The 17,031-nt window shown below is 72.1% G+C and carries 14 protein-coding genes; 7 read left to right on the top strand and 7 right to left on the bottom strand.

What is annotated here, in order from left to right; genetic code table 11:
* Nucleotides 1-5 precede the first annotated feature (5 nt).
* From FJ091_05250 to FJ091_05260, 3 genes are all read left to right on the top strand, one after another.
* A complete protein-coding gene (locus tag FJ091_05250) occupies nt 6-1,523 on the top strand; it encodes a carboxylesterase/lipase family protein (protein ID MBM4382758.1) in 1,518 nt (505 codons plus the stop codon).
* The gene (locus FJ091_05255) at nt 1,520-2,587 is read left to right on the top strand and encodes an LLM class flavin-dependent oxidoreductase (protein MBM4382759.1); all 1,068 of its coding nucleotides are present in this window, start codon (nt 1,520-1,522) and stop codon (nt 2,585-2,587) included. The genes FJ091_05250 and FJ091_05255 overlap by 4 nt, the downstream gene beginning before the upstream one ends.
* Nucleotides 2,588-2,658: 71 nt before the next feature.
* Complete coding sequence (locus tag FJ091_05260; protein MBM4382760.1) at nt 2,659-3,120, top strand: nuclear transport factor 2 family protein; 462 nt, start codon at nt 2,659-2,661, stop codon at nt 3,118-3,120.
* Between the two features lie 396 nt (nt 3,121-3,516).
* Here FJ091_05260 and FJ091_05265 read toward each other — a convergent pair whose 3' ends face one another.
* Entirely contained in the window at nt 3,517-3,819 is a 303-nt protein-coding gene (locus FJ091_05265; protein ID MBM4382761.1) for an antibiotic biosynthesis monooxygenase, read from the bottom strand.
* Nucleotides 3,820-3,956: 137 nt separating this feature from the next.
* On the opposite strand from FJ091_05265, the gene FJ091_05270 reads away from it, so the two are divergent.
* On the top strand, nt 3,957-6,020 hold the full coding sequence (locus FJ091_05270) for a beta-propeller fold lactonase family protein (GenBank protein MBM4382762.1): 2,064 nt from the start codon (nt 3,957-3,959) through the stop codon (nt 6,018-6,020).
* 99 nt (nt 6,021-6,119) lie between these two features.
* Nucleotides 6,120-6,824 carry a hypothetical protein gene (locus tag FJ091_05275; protein MBM4382763.1) on the top strand — a complete coding sequence of 235 codons (705 nt, stop codon included), beginning with the start codon at nt 6,120-6,122 and terminating at the stop codon, nt 6,822-6,824.
* A gap of 3 nt (nt 6,825-6,827) precedes the next feature.
* Here the strand turns inward: FJ091_05275 and lnt are convergent, their stop codons facing one another.
* From lnt to FJ091_05295, 4 genes are read right to left on the bottom strand one after another with little or no spacing between them, the layout of a single operon-like run.
* Nucleotides 6,828-8,312 carry an apolipoprotein N-acyltransferase gene (gene lnt / locus FJ091_05280; protein MBM4382764.1) on the bottom strand — a complete coding sequence of 495 codons (1,485 nt, stop codon included), beginning with the start codon at nt 8,310-8,312 and terminating at the stop codon, nt 6,828-6,830.
* A complete protein-coding gene (locus tag FJ091_05285) occupies nt 8,309-9,154 on the bottom strand; it encodes an SDR family oxidoreductase (protein ID MBM4382765.1) in 846 nt (281 codons plus the stop codon). The genes lnt and FJ091_05285 overlap by 4 nt, the downstream gene beginning before the upstream one ends.
* On the bottom strand, nt 9,151-9,957 hold the full coding sequence (locus tag FJ091_05290; protein MBM4382766.1) for an enoyl-CoA hydratase/isomerase family protein: 807 nt from the start codon (nt 9,955-9,957) through the stop codon (nt 9,151-9,153). Before FJ091_05290 ends, FJ091_05285 begins: the two co-directional genes overlap by 4 nt.
* Nucleotides 9,958-10,000: 43 nt before the next feature.
* Nucleotides 10,001-10,444: a hypothetical protein gene (locus FJ091_05295; protein ID MBM4382767.1), complete on the bottom strand. Its 444-nt coding sequence runs from the start codon at nt 10,442-10,444 to the stop codon at nt 10,001-10,003.
* 104 nt (nt 10,445-10,548) lie between these two features.
* Between FJ091_05295 and argF the strand changes: the two genes are divergently transcribed.
* Together argF and FJ091_05305 are read left to right on the top strand one after the other, a co-directional pair.
* Nucleotides 10,549-11,520 (top strand): ornithine carbamoyltransferase, encoded by a 972-nt coding sequence (argF, locus tag FJ091_05300; GenBank protein MBM4382768.1) that lies wholly within the window; start codon nt 10,549-10,551, stop codon nt 11,518-11,520.
* Between the two features lie 238 nt (nt 11,521-11,758).
* Nucleotides 11,759-12,166 carry a hypothetical protein gene (locus FJ091_05305; GenBank protein ID MBM4382769.1) on the top strand — a complete coding sequence of 136 codons (408 nt, stop codon included), beginning with the start codon at nt 11,759-11,761 and terminating at the stop codon, nt 12,164-12,166.
* Here FJ091_05305 and FJ091_05310 read toward each other — a convergent pair.
* A complete protein-coding gene (locus FJ091_05310) occupies nt 12,163-13,242 on the bottom strand; it encodes a dihydroorotate dehydrogenase 2 (protein MBM4382770.1) in 1,080 nt (359 codons plus the stop codon). The two genes, FJ091_05305 and FJ091_05310, sit on opposite strands and share 4 nt — an antisense overlap.
* A complete protein-coding gene (locus FJ091_05315; protein MBM4382771.1) occupies nt 13,239-17,009 on the bottom strand; it encodes a class II aldolase/adducin family protein in 3,771 nt (1,256 codons plus the stop codon). The genes FJ091_05310 and FJ091_05315 overlap by 4 nt, the downstream gene beginning before the upstream one ends.
* Nucleotides 17,010-17,031 lie beyond the last annotated feature (22 nt).

Raw genomic sequence — 17,031 nt, forward strand, 5'->3', positions numbered from 1 at the left:
CGCGCATGAGCGCACCCGAAGTGCAGACCACGTTGGGACAGGTGCGCGGCGTGGGGCAAGGCGGCACGCACGCCTTCCTCGGCATCCCGTACGCGGCGCCGCCGATCGGCGCGCTGCGTTTCGAGTCGCCGCAGCCCGCGGCGCCGTGGCGCGGCGTGCGCGAGTGCGCGGCGCACGGCCCTGCGCCGATGCAAGCGCGCGACGGGCTCTCGTTCGAGCTCGGCCTGCTCGCCGAACATCCCCAGAGCGAGGATTCGCTCACGCTCAACGTGTGGCGCCCGGCGGCGCCGGCGCGCGAGCCGCGCGCGGTGATGGTGTGGCTGCACGGCGGCGCGTTCGCGAGTGGAACTGCGGCGGGGCCCGCTTATCAGGGCGCGGCGCTCGCAGTGCGCGGCGACGTGATCGTGGTGACGCTCAACTACCGCGTCGGCGCGCTCGGCTTCCTCCACCTCGCCGCGCGCAGCAACCTCGGCCTGCAGGATCAGCTCGCGGCATTGCGCTTCGTGCAGCGCGAGATCGAGGCGTTCGGCGGCGACCCGCAGCGCGTCACGCTGTTCGGCGAGAGCGCAGGCGCCGGAAGCATCATCGCGCTGCTCGGGATGCCCGCCGCGCGCGGGCTCTTCCAGCGCGCGATCGTGCAGAGCGCAGCGCCCGGTGGCCAGCTCAGCGCGGACGAAGCCTCAGCGCGCGCGAAGCTGCTCGCGGAGAAGCTCGGCGGCGATGCGGCCGACCTCGCGTGGTGGCGCTCGCTGCCTGCGGAGCGAATCGTCGCCGGGCAAGGCCTCGCCGAGCCGGGGCCACGGCGCATCGGCATGTTCTTCGCGCCGGTCGTCGACGGCGGCTCGCTGCCCGAGTGGCCGATGCGCGCGATCGCGGCAGGCAGCGCGCGAGACGTCGCACTGATCATCGGCACCACCGCGAACGAGATGCGCCTGTTCCAGCTCGTGCCCGGCTTTGGCGCGATGCCGGAGGCGGCGCTCGAGCCCTTCGTCGCCGCGAAGCTCGCGAGTGCGACATTTCGGCCCGGCCAGAATGTCCGCGAGGCGGCGGCGCGCATCGTGGCCGCGTACCCGGGCGCGACCCCGCTCGATCGCTTCTTCGCGCTCGAGACCGACGCGAGCTTGTTCGCGCCGAGCGCGCAGCTCGCCGCCGCGCACGCGCGCGCGGCGGACACCTGGATGTACCGCTTCACCTGGGCGTCTCCGCTGCGCGGCGGCGCGCTGGGCGCGTGCCACGCGCTCGACGTGCCATTCGCACTCGGCACGCACGCGAGCACGCCGGAGCTGCGCGCGTTCGCCGGCGACGACGCGCGCGCTGCTCGCGTCGCGCACGCCACGATGGACGCGTGGGCCGCCTTCGCGCGCACCGGGAATCCCGAGCACGCGAGCCTCGGCTGCGCTTGGCCGCGCTACGACGAGGCGAAACGCGCGACGCTCGAGCTCGGCGACCCGTGCCGTACCGCGTTCGCTCCGAACGAAGAGAAGCGCCGGCTGTGGGCCGAAGCGCTGGAGGACTCGCGATGAAGCTCGGTGGCTTCCTGATGCCCTCGCATCCGCCCGAACGTGCGATCGGCCCCGCGATCGAGTGGGATCTCGCGCAGATCGAGCAGCTCGACCGGCTCGGCTTCGACGAGGTGTGGATCGGCGAGCACTTCAGCGCGCCGTGGGAGCCTGTGCCGGCGCCCGACTTGCTCATCGCGCAGGCGATCCCGCGCACGTCGCAGATCAAGCTCTGCCCCGGCGCGCACCTCCTCCCGTACCACCACCCCGTCGAGCTTGCGCACCGCGTCGCGCAGCTCGATCACATGGCGCGCGGCCGGTACATGCTCGGCATCGGCATCAGCGGCCTGCCGAGCGATCTCAACCTCTACGCGATCGATCCCGCGAGCGGCGAGAACCGGCGCATGACGATCGAGTCGCTCGACATCATGCTGCGGCTCTGGCGCGGCGAAGCCTTCGACTTCCGCGGCAAGTACTGGAACGTGGGCAAGCCCGCCTCGAGCTTCGACTTCCTGAAGCTGCATCTGCGCCCGTATCAGAATCCGCATCCCCCGATCGGGATTGCCGGCCTCTCCGCGGGCTCCGAGACCCTGAAGATCGCGGGCGAGCGCGCCTTCATGCCGCTCTCGCTCTCGCTGAACGACGACCACACGGCGTCGCACTGGAAGTCGGTGGAAGAAGGCGCGCGCCGCAGCGGGCGCACGCCGAGCCGCAAAGACTGGCGCATCGTGCGCGACATCTACATCGCGCCCACCGACGCCGAGGCGAAGCGGCGCGTGCGCGAAGGCATGCTCGGCCGCGTCTGGCGCGACTACCTGCTGCCGTTCTTCACCGGCAGCGGCATGGGCCCGAACCTCGTTAGGCCCGGCGACCCCGAGAGCGCGCTCAGCGTGGACTACTTCATCGAGAACGCCTGGCTGGTCGGCTCGCCCGACACCGTGGTGCGCAAGATCCAGCGCCTCCAGCAAGCGACCGGCGGCTTCGGGACGCTGCTGATGATGGTCTACGACTACAGCAACGAGTCCGCGCACTTGGACGAGTCCCTGCGCCTGCTGACGAAAGAGGTGATGCCGCATTTCGCCGACTGACCTCGCCGCGCACTGACGGGCGCACAGATCTCGATCGACGGCGCGCAGCCCGCAGGCTGAACGAGGAGCGCATGACGAGCGACGAACAAGCCATCCGCAACTTGCTCTTCACCTACGCCGAACGCATCGACCGCGGCGACATCGAAGGCATGGCGCGCCTCTTCGAGCACGCCGCTTACCGCGCCGGCGACCAGCCGCCGATCACCGACTGGCGAGCCGTCGCGCATCTGAACCAAACGCTCGTGATCCTCTACGAAGACGGCACGCCGAAGACGCAGCACGACACGACCAACGTGCTCATCGAGCTCGACCCCACGAGCACCAAAGCCTCCGCCCGCTCCCGCTTCACGGTCCTCCAATGCGCTCCAGGTCAACCGCTCCAACTCATCGTCGCCGGCCGCTACCACGACACCTTCGAAAAGCACGCCAACACCTGGCGCTTCGCCACCCGCCACATCTTCATGGACCTGATCGGCGACCTGACCAAACACCTCCGCCTCGACAAGCTCGCCGAAGCCCAACGCCGCCCCTAACGCGCGCGCGAGTCTTCGACGCGCGCCCCGCCACTAACAACTCCACCACCCGCAAGCCCCCGCGCCCCCTGACCACGCGCAGCGCGCGGGAGGCGCGCCTCAACGGCGCGCCGATCCGCGCCCGCGTCTACTCCCTGTCACGCGATCCACGCAAGGCAAGAGCAGCCGGCGCGGGCCGCAGCGGGGGTCGCGGAGCGAGTGCCCAGGCGCGAGGCGCGCTCACACTGGGATGCATCGCGCCAAACAGCACGATGAGCGCACGACTCCGCCTGACGCGCCCGCGCGGCCGAGCGCAGCCGAGCCCCCGCGGAGGCCCGCGCCGGCTGCGCTGCCCCGAACAAGCGGACCACGCCCAGGCTCGAGCGCGCGCCGAGTCTTCGACGGCGCGCGCTCCCACTACCGAAGGGGCCCCTTCGACGACACCACGAACTTGTCGGCCTTCATCTCCTTCACCCCGAACCCACCCATCGCCGCCTGGAACTTCGCCATGTGCGGCGTCGCGAAGTGCGACGCCAGGATCGCGTCACTCTCCCACTCCTCGAGAATCCAGTACCGCCCCGGCTCCGAGAGATCCCGCGCAAACGTGTAGGCGTGACAACCTTTCTCCTTGCGCGACTCCACCATCATCTCCCGCATCGCCGCGTCCGCCGCGGCCACGTTCGCCGCATCGATCAGCAGCGCCGCATGAATCACGATCACGAGGATCCTCCTTCTCACGTGGGTTGACTCGAAGTCGCGCATGATAAGCGCGGTTGCGAGCAACTTGGGCCGCGCATGCGCGTTGATTCTTCGTAAGATGGCGCGCCGGACGGACCGTCCGACTCGACGAGGTGCCCATGCCGCTGCTGCGTCTGCTCGCGGTCTCGTTTTCCGTTCTCGCGCCGACGCTCGCGCTCGCGGGCGGAGCCTCGGTGCACGAGCCGCCCGGCTTCCAGACCTTCGCGAGCCCGCAGGTGAACCCCATCGCGGTCTCGCCGAGCGGCCACGAGATCTACGTCGCCAACACCTCGAGCAATACGCTCAGCGTGCTCACCGCGTCGCCGCTGCGGCAGGTGCGCCAGGTCGACGTGGGCCTCGAGCCGGTCGCCGTCGCGGTCAAGCCGGACGGCAGCGAGGTGTGGGTCGCGAATCACGTGAGCGACTCGATCAGCGTGATCGACGTGGCGGCCGGCAGCGCGAGCTTCCGCGAGGTCGTCGAGACGATTCAGGTGCTCGACGGCGCACTCGCGACGCAGTTCGACGAACCGGCGGGCATCGCGTTCGCCGGCAACGGCAAAGCCTACGTCGCACTCTCTTCGCGCGATCAGATCGCCGTGATCGACACGACGAGTTATCAGGTCACCGGCTTCATCGCGGTGCGCGGCTCCGATCCGCGCGCGATCGCGGTGCGAAACGGCCTGCTCTACGTCGCCGCGTTCGAGGCCAACAACCAGAGTGAGGTCTCCGCCTGCGCGACGCCGTTCGGCAGCCCCATCGTCGGTGGGCAGTGCACGCTCGGCTTGCAGCAGCTTCAGACCTTCGTGACGCAGCCGAACATCCCCGGCGCGACGAAGAACATCGTGATCGACCCGCAGGTCCCCGATCGCGACCTGTTCGTGTACGACACCGCGACCGACCAGGAGATCGCCACGGTGTCCGGCATCGGCACCCTGCTCTACGGCCTCGCGGTCGACGCGAACGGACGCGCGTTCCTGACGCAGACCGACGCGCGCAATGCGGTCAACGGCAATCACGGCGAAGTGCTCATCACGCTGCAGAACCGCATGTTCGACAACGAGCTCGCGGCGGTGACCTGCACCAGCGGCGGCTGCGGCAGCGTGACGACGCGGAACCTCGAAGCGAGCGGGACGACGCACGCGAACTCGCTTGCAACGCCCTACGGCATCGCGCTCTCGGCCGACGGCTCGACGCTGCTGATGACCGCCGCGGGCGCGAGCCGCATCGCGAGCTTCAGCACGAACCTCACCGGCGCCGCGCTCGACACGCTCGACGTCGGCGCGATCCCGCGCGGCGTCGCGCTCTACTCGCCGAGCGGCGCCACCGGAACAGCCTACGTGCTGAACTCGCTCGACAACTCGGTCTGGCAGGTGGCGCTCGGCGCGAACGGCGCGCTCACCCACGTCGCGAGCGTGACGGTGGGCCGCGACCCGACGCCGGCGGCGGTGCGGCGCGGCGCGATCGCCTTCAACAACGCCTTCGCCTCGACGACCGGCAACTTCTCGTGCGGAAGCTGCCACCCCGACGCGAACGTCGATCAGCTGCTCTGGCGCATCGGCGGCGACTGCAGCGCGATCGGCTGCGCCCCCGGCGACGAGCCGCGCACGACGATGCCGATCCGCGGCCTCGCGAACACCGTGCCGCTGCACTGGGACGGCACGCTCGGCGACCCGTTCGGCGGCGGCAACGGTTCGGTCGGCCTGAACGGCGCCGGCGGCACGGACTGCGCGCTCGGCGATGCGGACGGCGAGCACGACTGCTTCCTCGACCTCGTGAACGGCAGCCTCTCCGGCGTGATGTGCGATCAGGCGAACGCGTGCCCGCCGGGCGGCAACGAGCTCAGCGCGCAGGAGCGCGACGACCTCGCGCGCTTCATCGCGGCGGTCGCATACCCGCCGGCGCGCATGCGCCGCGTCGACGACGATCCGTCGCGCCTCGCGGACCCGGTACCCGCGACACAGGGCGGTGTCGCCACCTCCGCGGTGAAGGGCTTCGCCGAGTTCTTCGCGAACCAAGACGGCGCGGGCCAGCCGCGCTCGTGCGGCGATAACGACGGCGGCTGCCACGCGCTGCCGCTCGGCACGGCGACGAACTCCGCAACGCTCGACGGCTTCGATGCGCCGACGATGCGCGGAATGACGGATCGCACGCTGCAGTTCTCGCTCGGCGTCACCAACGCGTAAGAGATCCTCGCGTTCGCCACGGCGAACAACGAGCCCGGGTTCGCGTGGGATCCCAACCAAGGCTTCAAGGAGCAGGTCACGTTCGGCTCCGCGTTCCTCGTGTTCGAGACGGTCTACGGCGTGCGACCGGTCGACATCTTCCAGATGCTCGAAGAGGCGAGCACCGGCACCTCGGGCGCGACCGGCCGCCAGCTCACGCTGAACACCGCCACGGCGAACGCACCCGAGACGCTCGCGTTGATGACGGCGCTCGAAGCCGCCGACGCGCGCGGCGCCGTCAACCTGCGGCTGGTCGGGCGCCGTAACAACGCGACGCTCTTCCTCAGCTACAACGGCATCGTCTACGCGGGCGACACGTTTTCGCTGACGCCCGCCCAGCTGCGCAGCGAGGCCGCCGCAGGCGTCACGTTCGCGACGCTCACCGCGCACCTCCGCCGCGACACCGGCACGACGCCGCAGCCGCTGATCTCGACGGTCGGCGCGAGCTCGTCTGCGACTCCGATCGGCGATCCGCCGCTGCCGACCCTCGCGACGTCGGGAAACCCGGCGGCGTTCAACGTGACCGGCGCCAACGTCTCGCAGTTCGCGACGATCTTCGTGAACGGCGCCTCCGCCCCCGGCTTCGTGACCTGCGGCGCGGGCTCGACCGGCGGGTTCTGTAATCCCGGCAACGTCTCGATCGACCTGAATTCCAGCCCCGGCGCGGGACTGCACCTCCTGCAGCTGCAAAACCCCTCGGGCTTGTTCTCGAACGAGCTCCCGATCTGCGCGGGCGCCGCGAACGGCTGTCGCGACTCGCAGTAACCGTCAGGGCCGCCGCCGCACGAACGCGGCGGCGAGCCCTGCGGCCATCAGCGCGAGCGCGGGCGCATCGCCAAAGCGCGCATAGGTGCTCGGCTCGGCGTTCGCGTGCAGCTCCGCGTGAATCGCGCCGCGTTCTTCCAGCGCGAGCGACGCCACCACGCGGCCACGCGCGTCGATCAGCGCGGAGATCCCCGTGTTCGCCGCGCGAGCGATCGGCGTGCGCAGCTCGATCGCGCGCACGACGGCGTGCGCGAGGTGCATCTCCGCGTAGCCGCTGCGGCCGAACCACGCGTCGTTGGAGAGATTGAAGAAGAACTGCGCGCCGCTCGCGGAGAAGCCGCGCATGAGGCCTGCATCCGTGACCTCGAAGCAGATCGGCGCAGCGAACGGAACGCCGAGGCGCCGAAACACCGTCGCTTCGCGGCCCGCCTGATACGGCGTCGCGTTCGCGACGCTCGCGAAGAGCGCTCGCAGCGGCGCGCCCCACGCGGGCTCGGCCTCGGCGAACGGCACGAGCCGCTGCTTCGCGTAGCTCTCGATCACGCCCGCGCGCGGCACCACCAGCAGCGCCGAGTTCGTGACTCCGCCGCGCGCGAGACGCTGCGCGCCCGTAATCACCGGCACACCGCTCGCTTCGACCTGACGGCGCACGGCCGCGAGCAGGCGCGCGTCGCGCTCGAGCACCGCGTCGATCGCGGTCTCGGGCCACACCGCCACGTCGAGTGGGCCCGCGCTCGCGAGCAGCTCGCGCGTGAGCGCTGCGTAGTCCTCCGCATGGACGAGCGCCGCGCCCGCTTGCCAGCGCTCGCGCTGCGGCGTCGACGCCTGCACGACGCCGACCCGCAGCGGCTCGCCCTCGCGGAGGCGCGCGGCGCCGATCCCAACGGCGCACGCCGCGGCGAGGCCTAACAAGAGGGGTGCCCACAGGGGACGCGCGCTGCGCTGCGCCCACGCGAAACCGATCCCGGCGGAGATCGCGATCGCGACGAAGCTCGCCCCGCCCGCTCCGATCCACTCCGCGCTCTGCAGCAGCCCAGGCGCAGGCGCGAGTGCATGCGACGCGAGCAGCCACGGCAGGCCGAGCGGCGCCGCACGGAACCACTCCGAGAACGCGTACAGCGCCGCGAACGCGAGCGGCGCCAGAGCGGGCGCGAGGCGCGGCCGCAGCGCGGCGAACGCGGCCATCGCGAAGGCGGGCACGAGCGCGTAGGCAGCGACGAGGCCGGCCGTGACGAGCCACGCGGTCGCGGGCGGCGTCGCGTACTCGACCGCCAGCGCGTGCACGAGCCAGCGCACGATCGCGAGCGCCATCGCGAGCGAGTACGCGTACGTGAGCGTGAAGGCGCCGAGCGGGCGCGCGCTCCAGAGCGCCGCGGCGAGCGGCGCGAGCATCGCGAGCGCGAGCGGCCACGCACCGAACGGAGGGAACGCGAGCACGGTCAGCACGGCGCTCGCGAGCGCGAGCAGCGCCCGCGCGTGCGGTTTCACGCCGCTGGCCAGCCCGGCACGAGGCGCAGATCCTTCGCCGCGGGCTGCGCGTGAATCGTCTTGCCGTGCCACTTCGCGGCATCCGGGCTGGTCACGAGCCACGCGATCACCGCGGCGGGAACGAGCGGAGGGGCACCGCCACCCGGAACGGCCCGTAACAAGTCCTCCGTGAGCCCTTGCTCGCGCATCGATTCGGTGAGCACGAGGCCAGGCTCGAGGTTGAAGAACGACAAGCCCGAGCGCGCGTGCTCCGACGCGAGCGCGCCCGCCAGTCGGATGAACGCGGCTTTCGACGCGCCGTACGCGAAGCCCCACGCGCCCGAGCCCGGGGGCGGATCGCTCATGCCCGCAGCGCTCACGAGATTCACGATCGCCCCGCTCTTGCGCGCGAGCATCTGCGGCAGCAGCTCCTGCACCACGAGCAGCTGATGCGTGACGTTGCCGAGGAACACGCGCGAGACGTGCTCGAGATCGAGGGAGAGCACGGGGTCCATGACGCCGGGGCCCTGATAGATCGCGTTGTTCACCAGCACGTCGATGCGCCCGAACGCCGCGAGCGCGGCGCGCGCCGCAGCGCGCGTGCTCTCGCGATCGAGCAGGTCCATCGGCACCGCGTGCGCCCGCGCGCCGCGCGCGCGCAGCAGCTCCGCCGTCTCGTCGAGACTGCCCGGCATCGCGCGCACCAGCGGCTTCCCGGCGAGCGGCGAGTAGTCGTGCTGCTCCGCGCCCGTGACGGTGCGCGCAGAGATCACGACGTCGAAGCCCTTGTCCGCGAGCGCGAGCGCCGTGGCTTTCCCGATTCCGCGCGATGCGCCCGTGACGAACGCGACCGGCTTGCTCACGAGGGCTTCCCCGCACGCGCCCGCGCGCGCGCCGCCCGGTAGTCGGGCTCGCGCTTCTCCATGAATGCGCGCACGGCCTCGACGTTCTCCGCCGAGCCCGCCTGCGCCTTCATGCCCGCGCGCTCCGCTTCGAGCGCGACCGCGATGCCCGGCGCGAGCGCGGCCTTCAGCGTGCGCTTCGACTCGCGCAGCGCCGACACCGGGAACTGCGCCATCTCGCGCGCCTTCGCGAGCGCAACGCCGAGCACCGCGTCGTCCGCGTGCAGCGAAGTCGCGATGCCCACCTCCAGCGCGCGCGCCGCGGGAATCCACTCCGCCGTGTACATCAGCTCCCCCGCGCGGCGCGGGCCGATCAGCGCCTGCAACAGGTACGAGCTCGCGCCTTCCGGCACGAGGCCGAGCCGCACGAACGGAAGCCGCAGCCGCGCGCTCTCGCCGAGGTACACGCAGTCGCAGTGGAAGAGGAACGTCGCGCCGAACCCCACGCAGACGCCGCGCGCCGCCGCGAGCAGCGGCTTCTCGAACGCGACCAGCGCATCCATCGTGTTGTCGTACCCGCTCGCGAACGGCCCCGTGCGCGGCTTCGCACCGCCCGCGAACGAGCTCAGGTCCACGCCCGCCGAGAAGTCCCCGCCCGCGCCCGTAACGACTGCGACCGCGACGTCCTCGTCCGCGTTCGCCGCGCGCAGCGCATCCGCAAACCCGTCCCACTGCGCGTCGTCGAAGGCGTTCTTCTTCTCCGCGCGATTCAGCGTGATCAGGCGAACGCCCGCAGAGGAATCGGTGACGAGCGGTGACGGCATGCGGCCTCCCTGGGAACCGGCGCGGTGTATCAGAGGGCGCGACTCAAATCCGCAGCCACACCGCGAAGCCGTGCCTGCCCGCCTGCACCACGAGATCGCGCAGGCGCGCGAGGGCGCGCTGGTACTCGCGGTTGTCGATGCGCACGCGGTACTCGGCGTGCGCGTCGCGCGCGACCGCGAACTCGTAGCGGGCGCCGTAGGTCTTGCGGTCCGCCTCGGTGAGGATGTCCGCGACGTCGTCGAGCGCGGCCTGCGGCACGAAGACGTCGCGACCGTCGCCGAGCTTGCCCATCTCGAGGGGCAGCCGGTTCAGCTCGACCAGGACGCCGTGGCCCTCGAGCGCGGCGACCGTGTTCGCGGAGATGCGCACGCGCTCGTCGGTCTCGAGCTCGCCGCGCTCGCTCATCCACACGCGCCCGCCGGCGCCCGCGCGAAACGGCGGAGGCGGCGCGTCGAACTGATCGGGCTCGAGATAGATCACGCGCACGCTGCGCTCGGCTCCCGGACGAGCCGCGCAACGTAGGCCAGGCCCGCGCGCCTGGAAGCCGCGCGACAAACGCTTAGGATCGCCGGCTTCGCGAAGGAGCCGGCATGCCCATCTCGCTCAAAGGCAGGAGCCTCCTCACGCTGCGCGACTTCAGCGCCGACGAGATCGCGCTGATGGTCGACACCGCCGCCGATCTGAAGGCCGCGCGCCGCGCGGGCATCTTCCCGAAGCGCCTCGCGAACAAGAACGTCGCGCTGATCTTCCTGAAGCCCTCGGCGCGCACGCGCGCCTCGTTCGCCGTCGCCGCGGCCGATGAGGGCGCGAACCTCGAGGTGCTGCCGCCCGCCGACATCCGCTTCGGCGAGAAGGAGTCGGTGAAGGACATCGCGCGCGTCCTCGGCCGCCTGTTCGACGGCATCGTTTTCCGCGGCTTCCAGCACGCGCTCGTGCGGGAGCTCTCGCTTCACGCAGGCATCCCGGTGTGGAACGCGCTGTGCGACACGTACCACCCGACGCAGGTGCTCGCGGACCTGCTCACGTTGCGCGAGAACGTGGGGCACATCCGCGGCACGAAGCTCTGCTACGTGGGCGATGGCCGTAACAACGTCGTGACTTCGCTGATGGTCGGCGCCGCGAAGATGGGCGTCGATCTGCGCGTGCTCGCGCCGCGCGCGCTCCACCCGAACCCCGAGCTCGTGAAGCAGCTGTTCGCGGAGGCATCGGTGGGCGCGGAGATCACGATCACGGAGGATCCGCACGAAGCGCTGAGCGAGTGCGACGCCGTCTACAACGACGTGTGGGTCTCGATGGGCGAGGAACATCTCGTCGCCGAGCGCGCCGCGCTGCTGCGCGAGTTCCGCGTGACGCGCAAGCTGATGTCGCTCACCGGCCGCGCCGACACGATCTACCTGCACTGCCTGCCCGCGCTGCACGACGACTCCACCGAGTTCGGCCGCGCGCACCCCGAGCTGCGCGAGGTCGACGACGACGTGTTCGAGCACCCGCGCAGCCGCGTGTTCGATCAGGCGGAGAATCGGATGCATACCGCGAAGGCTGTGATGGTGCTGACCTTGTAGGTGGGGAGGTGTGCCTACGGCCTTCGAGGGGCACGTTTTCCTTGTTTACTTCGCAGCGGGCTCGAAGACTCGCCCGCTGCTGCGCGCTTCGCTTGCGGCCTCGGCCGACTCACCTTGGTGTGGTCCTCGTCATCGAGGTCGTTCCGGCTGTCTCGCGGCGCGGCAATGCATCGAGCTTGGTCGGGCATTGTCTTGGTTTGTTAGGTAGAGATCGGTTGCGCGCGTCGGGAGCTTTCGGATGGCGATCGTGAAGTGGGTGCTGGGGATCGTGGGCGGGGTTGGGGTGGCGCTGGGGGCGCTTTACTTCGCGATGGCGGAGCGCGTGGAGGTGGTGTTGCTGCATCACCATGGGGACGGGGGTGAGCAGACGGTGCGGCTGTGGGTGGTGGATGACGCCGGCTCGGCCTGGCTGCGCACCGGAGCGAGCAACGCGACTTGGCTGCCGCGGGTGCGCTCGCATCCGGAGATCGAGCTCGAGCGCGGCGGCGAGGAACGCGCGTACACGGCGGTCGTGATCGACGACGCGGAGACGGTCGCGCGCGTCAACCAGCTCTCGCTCGAGAAGTACGGCTGGAGCGAGGAGTTGTTACGGGGCGCCGGCACGGCGCCGACCGGACAGGTCGCGATTCGGCTGGACCCCCGCTAGCCAGGCGGCCTCGCGTCGCGTAGCGCGGTAGCGCACTCGCCGACGAGGCCCGGGCCGCGGTAGATCATCCCCGAGTAGATCTCGACGAGCTGCGCGCCCGCGGCGCTGAGCGCGAGCGCGTCGGCGCCGCTCATCACGCCGCCGACGCCGATGCGCAGCTGCTCGGGATGCGCGAGCTCGCGGAGTGCGCGCATCCCGGCGAGGGCGTGGTCGCGCAGCGGCGCGCCCGACACGCCGCCGGGCGCGTCGGGCCTTGCGTGCGGGGACTTCGCGAGCGCGAGACCGATGCTGGTGTTGACCGCGACGAAGCCGTCGCACACGTCGGGCCGTGCGAGGGGCTTCACGAGCGCGGCGAGCGTGTCGGGGCTCCACGCGGCGCGCTCGGGCGTCTCGGGCGGGAGCTTCACGAGCAGCGGGGTCGGCTCGCGCCCGTGCTCGCGCGCGAGCGCAGCGAGGCGCGCGCGCGTCGGCGCGACGAGCTCTTGCGCGAAGCCGTCGCCGTAGAGCACGCCGCGTAGGCCGCTCGTGTTCGGCGACGAGAGGTTGATCACGAACAGCTGCGCGTGGCGATCGAGCGCCGTCACGAGCTCGCTCAGCTCTGCGCGCGCTCTCGCCGCGAAGCCGGGCTCGCTCGCGCCGCGCACGGTGAGCGGATGCGGCGCGATGTTGCACGCGACGACCATCTCGCCGTGCTTCGCGCGCGCGAGGCGCGCGGCGACGCGCGCGAGGCCGTCGCTCGGGAAGCCGAGCCGGTTCCACACGCCCTGCTCCGCTTCGAGGCGCGCCAGGCGCGGGCGCAGCGGATTGCCGGCCCAAGGCTGCGTGAGGATCGTGCCGATCTCGGCGAAGCCCGCGCCGATGCGCGCGAGGCCGGCGACGGCGACCGCGTTCTTGTCGAAGCCGGCGGCGACCCCCACGCGATTCGGGAAGGTGATGCCGCGCCACTGAAACGCGTCCGCGACGCGCGGCGCGGGGAACAAGCCCAGGCGCAGCCCGAGCAGCGCGAGTTGGTGGCCGCGGTCGGGCCCGAGCGGCCGTAACAACACGCGGTCCGCGAGCGAGTAGAGCGCGCTCACGCGACGAGATCTCCGAGCTTGCGCAGCTCCGCCACCGCGCTCTCGGGCAGCACCGGCGGCGGCTTGCCCACGGCGTAACAACCGAGGATCACCTGCGCGCTGCGCTCGATGATCTCCGCCATGTCCGCCGCGCGGCGCAGCGAGCGCCCGGCGACGAGCAGGCCGTGGTTCACGAGCAGCACCGCCCAGCTCGCGCGCATCGCCTCACGAACCGCGTCTGCGAGCGCTTCGGTACCGGGCATGATGAAGGGCACGCGCGGCAGCTCGCCGAAGAACGCGGCCTCTGTCGAGATCGGCAGGAACGGCAGGCCCGTGTTCGCGAGAATCGTCGCGTTCGGCGCGTGCGCGTGAATCACCGCCTGCGCCTCCGGCTTCGCTGCGTAGACCGCGCAGTGCATCAGCCGCTCGCTCGACGGCGACGCCGCGTTCTCGTCGCGTACGCGGCCGTCGACGCCGATGCGCACCATCGCCTCGGCGCGCAGATCTCCCTTGAACAGCGCGCTCGGCGTGATCCACAGCTCGTCCGCGCCGGCCCGCGCACTCACGTTGCCGCCGGTCGCGGTGATGAGGGCCTGGCGGCAGAGCTCCTCGATCACGTGGACCATCTGCACCCGCACGTCGCTCGCTTCGGGCTTTGCAATCGCAGGAGAGCCCGCGCTCTCTCCGAGCGACGCGAGGGCTGACAAGTCGCCTGCCGAGTCGCGGGCCGCCGCCCAGAGGCGCTGCAGCTCGGGCTGCACTTGCTGCAGCGTCATCGCCTTGCCGGCGTCGCCGGCGAACGCGATGCCGCCCGACATCGCCTCCTGCATCGCGTTCACGCGGCCCGTCAGCATTCCGTCGAAGATCGCCGCGCGCATGCGCAGGTTCACTTCGGGCGCGGGCTCCGCGTCACCGAGCGCTGCGCTCGCGCGCCCGCCGCGCAGCGCGATGAAGAAGCGCAGCGCGGCGTCGGGCAGCGAGAACTGCAGCGCGACGTCCTTGCCCGCTGCCGCGGCCTGAAACGCGGCATCGCCAGCCACGCTCGCCGCGAAGCGATCCAGCGCACCGCGCAAACGCGCGACGACTTCTGCGCTCGCGCCGTCGGGGGCTACGGGCGGCGCCGTCGGCGCCGGCTTCTTCGCGGGTGGCTTCTTGTCGCGCTGCAGATCCGTCACCGCGGGCTGCGGTCGCGCGAGCAGCTCCGAGCGCAGAGCTGCGCTCGGCTCCGCGCGCGGCGCCGCGAGGGTCACGCGCTCCCACACGCTCGCGTCCGCGAGGTGCCGCGGGCGCTCACCGCGCACGAGCCGAGCGAGGTCGTCGCTCACGATCTGGCCCTGATGGATCGCCACCTCGAACGTGTTCCCGCCGACGTGCGGCGTCGCGATCACGTTCGCGAGCGCGAGCAGCGGGTGATCGGCGCCGGGCGGCTCCACGCTGAACACGTCGAGCGCGGCGCCCGCGAGCTGGCCGCTCGTGAGCGCCTGCGCGAGTGCATCCTCGTCCACGAGCGCCGCGCGTGCGGTGTTCACGAGACACGCGCCGCGCTTCATCCGTGCGAGCTGCTCCGCGCCGATCAGGCCCCGCGTCGCGTCGGTCGCGGGCGCGTGCAGGGAGACGAAGTCGCTCTCGGCGAGCACCTGCGCGAGCGGCGCGAGCTCCACGTTCGCGCGCACCGCCGCCTCCTCGGTAGCGACCGGGTCCGCTGCGAGTACGCGCACGCCAAAGCCCGCGAGGCGCTCGGCGACCTTGCGACCGACGGCGCCGAGGCCGACCAGGCCGATCGTCTTCCCCCACAGCTCGCGGCCGCGCAGTGTTCCGTACGCGCGGCCCATCGCGCCGAGATCGCCCGCTTCGACCGCGGGGTCCCGCAAGAACTCGTTCGCGGTAGGAAGCTTGCGTGCGAGCGCGAGCAGGAAGGCGAGCGTGAGGTCCGCCACGGCGTCGGCGTTGCGCCCTGGCGCATGCAGCACCGGCACGCCGAGCGCGCTTGCGGCGACGACATCGACGTTCACCGCGTCGCCGCGACACGCCGCGACGACGCGCAACTGCGGCGCCGCGAGCAGCACGTGTGCGCTCACGAGATCGATCTCGGTCACGAGCACGTCGAAGCCGCTCAGCGCCCCCACGAGTGCGTCTCCTTGCAGCAAGCGCCCCTTCGCCCGGTAGCTCGCGTACTCGACCTCGCCGAGCCGGCGAAACGCCTCGAGCGCGCTCGGATCGACTTCGGCGGTGATCAGGATGCGCGGGCGCCACGCCGGCTTCGCGGCAGCGCCGCTCTGCGCGAGCGCGCCGAGCATCCCCTGAATCGCGTGCCCCTGCGCGACCGAGTCGCCGGGCGCGCGTTTCGTACGCAGCTCGCGCCAGCGCGCGTAGCTCGCGGCGTACGCACTCGCGCGCTGCGCATCGGGCACGAAGGCGTCGTGCGGCGCGACCGCGCGCGCCCCATCGCGCGCGCCTCCGAAAGCGCCCGCAGCGACGCCCGCGCAGATCGCGGCGCCGAGCGCGCTCGCTTCCGGCGCGCCGCGTTCCACGGCGCCGCCGCTCACGTCCGAGACGATCTGCGCGAACAGTGCACTTCGCGCGACTCCACCGCCGAGCGCGAGCGCGCCTCGCGCGGGCGCGACTGCGCCCAGCGCCTCGAGGTTCGCGCGAACGGCGTACGCGATGCCTTCGACGACTGCGCGCAGCAGCCGCGCGCGGCCGCGCTCCGGCGCCCCTAACAAGTGCGTGAGCGTGAGGTCGCCGAGGGGCAGCGCGAGCGCACGTGCGTCCGGAAGCTGCGCGCCGAACGTGGAGAACACGCCGGCGGCGCCGGCCTCCGCGAGCGCTGCCTCGGCGAGCGCACGCGCGGCGCCGCTGCGCGACTCCGGGAAGAGCGCGCGGCCGAGCCACTCGAGCGCCTCGCCTGCAGGCCCCGCGTTGCTCTCGGCCACCCATACGCCGGGGACGACGTGCGGGGCTCGCCAGACTCGGCCCTCCGAGTCGCTCGTTCCCGCCGCGATCACGCGCTGCAGCGGCAAGGTCGTGCCGCACACCGCGCCGGTCGCTCCAGGCTCGGTCACGCCGAGACCGAGCAGCGCGCACTGCGTGTCGGCGCCGCCCGCCGCGACCGCGATGCCGGGCGCGAGCCCGAACGCTGCCGCAGCCTCGGTGCCCAACAAGCCGAGCCGCGCGCCCGGAACGACGAGCTGCGGCAGCTGCGAGGCGCGCACGCCCGCCTGCTCGGCGAGGTCGAGCGCCCAGCTCCCGCTCGCGAGCTCGAGCAGGCCGCTCGCGCCCGCCTGCGAGAGATCGCTCGCGAGCTCGCCGCACAGGCGGAACGCGAGCCAGTCGGAGAGCGCGAGCACGTGGGCGGTCTGCGCCCACAGCTCGGGCGCGCTCTCGCGCAGCGCGGCGAAGCGCACGAGCGGCAGCACCGGAATCGGCCAGCTCCCTGTGCGCGCCTGCAGCGCCGCGCCGTGCCCGGCAGCGAGCGCGAGCGCCTTGCCGAGCCCGCGCGCATCGCGATTGCTGGCGCCGAGCAGCGCACGCCCATCCGCAGCGAGCAGCACGCTGCCGAAGCGCAGCGCGGTGCACGCAACGCCGACGACTCGCGCGCCGCTGCCGCACGCGGCGACGACCTCGCCACTCGCGGCGGCGAGCGCCGCGAACGCGGCCTCGAGCTCGATCTCCGCACCGAGCGGCGCGGGCCACGGCTTCGCCACGACGCGCTGCTCGCCGGTCTCGGCGTTCAGCGCGAGCGCACGCGCGCTGCCGCCGCCGAGGTCGAGACCGAGCAGCCAGCTCACGGCAAGCGAATCGCGGGGCGAG

This window comes from Deltaproteobacteria bacterium, from assembly GCA_016875395.1.
GTDB lineage: Bacteria > Myxococcota_A > UBA9160 > UBA9160 > UBA6930 > VGRF01.

Excerpts from the sequence above, each read along its gene's own strand:
- FJ091_05250 (MBM4382758.1), top strand. The coding sequence starts at position 6 with ATGAGCGCACCCGAAGTGCAGACCACGTTGGGACAGGTGCGCGGCGTG.
- FJ091_05255 (MBM4382759.1), top strand. The coding sequence starts at position 1,520 with ATGAAGCTCGGTGGCTTCCTGATGCCCTCGCATCCGCCCGAACGTGCG.
- FJ091_05260 (MBM4382760.1), top strand. The coding sequence starts at position 2,659 with ATGACGAGCGACGAACAAGCCATCCGCAACTTGCTCTTCACCTACGCC.
- FJ091_05270 (MBM4382762.1), top strand. The coding sequence starts at position 3,957 with ATGCCGCTGCTGCGTCTGCTCGCGGTCTCGTTTTCCGTTCTCGCGCCG.
- FJ091_05290 (MBM4382766.1), bottom strand. The coding sequence starts at position 9,957 with ATGCCGTCACCGCTCGTCACCGATTCCTCTGCGGGCGTTCGCCTGATC.
- argF (MBM4382768.1), top strand. The coding sequence starts at position 10,549 with ATGCCCATCTCGCTCAAAGGCAGGAGCCTCCTCACGCTGCGCGACTTC.
- FJ091_05305 (MBM4382769.1), top strand. The coding sequence starts at position 11,759 with ATGGCGATCGTGAAGTGGGTGCTGGGGATCGTGGGCGGGGTTGGGGTG.